Here is a 1,054-nt window from a genome sequence, read left to right as displayed (position 1 = left end):
GTTGTAAATCCTGCAGCACTAGAAAAGAATCCGTTTGCAAATGCCTCAACTGGGGACTCTCCTTCAAACGGTGAGACATACAGATACGGAATAGTACCAAACAATGTAAGAATAAACAGGCTTGAGAACACCAGAATCGATGCTTGTTGCATGTTAAGTGCTGCCTTTTCGCCATACGAGTTGAGGAAAAAGCCAGTAACTAGCAAAAGTACAGTTGTAAGATAGATTCCAGTTGCAGTTACTGTATCATTTAGAATTGTAGCCATAATTGCAGGAACTAGAAGCAATACTCCTGCAAATTGCAAGACAAATCCCAAGTTTCCCAAGACTGCCTTTACTGGTGGTGATAACAGTCTGGGCTGTATTGCAGTGGCATCTCGAATGATGTTTGCAATTGTCCCTTGTAGGATGATTCCAACTACCTGCTCTGTCTTTTTTGATAGAACTGGCAGTTTTCGTATTTTATTATCTCTCATAATGTGTAATGCATCTTGGAGTGATGCGTTTTCATGAATTGTAATTAGCGGGGTGCTCATGATGTCTTTTAGAGTTGTATGCTCTGCAGTAATTGATGCATCACTTACCTTTCTTAGAATATCTTCATCAGTTACAATTCCAACTGGTTTTTTGAATAGATCAGTTACAATAATGTCATCTCGTTCATAGTGTTGCAGCATTCTTGCTGCCTCTCGTGTTGGCGTACTCTGCTCTAGCATCAAGACTTCAGTATCCATGTAGTTTGAGACTGCTCTAGTTAGTACGTACGATACGGAACGCTCTGGGTTGCTTGACAAATCTTACCCAATCCCCAATATTGCTGATATTTTAAGTAAGAACTGATCAAGATTTTTTACTTATAAAAGAAATTCTTCAAAGTTCATCAATTTCTATTATCAACTTTATAAGCAAAAACAAGGCAGTTAACTCTAACTTGGAAATTGATCAGCAACAAGAACAAGATTATGAATCAGTCAAAATTGATTATGTCGGATTTGTTGATCCATATGCAGTAGAAGGAATGCTTGTTCTAAAATCTGATGACGGACGAGAGTTT

At 38.1% G+C, this 1,054-nt stretch carries 1 protein-coding gene; it reads right to left on the bottom strand.

Annotated features, from left to right (window positions below):
- On the bottom strand, window positions 1-794 hold a 794-nt coding region (locus tag C6988_RS09810), incomplete at its 3' end, for a CBS domain-containing protein (RefSeq protein ID WP_182135096.1).
- Between the last annotated feature and the right edge of the window lie 260 nt (window positions 795-1,054).

The organism is Nitrosopumilus sp. b1 (genome assembly GCF_014078545.1).
Taxonomy (GTDB): Archaea; Thermoproteota; Nitrososphaeria; order Nitrososphaerales; family Nitrosopumilaceae; genus PXYB01.
Note: the sequence above shows the minus strand (reverse complement) of the source record. Positions and strands in the feature narration are given on the sequence as shown.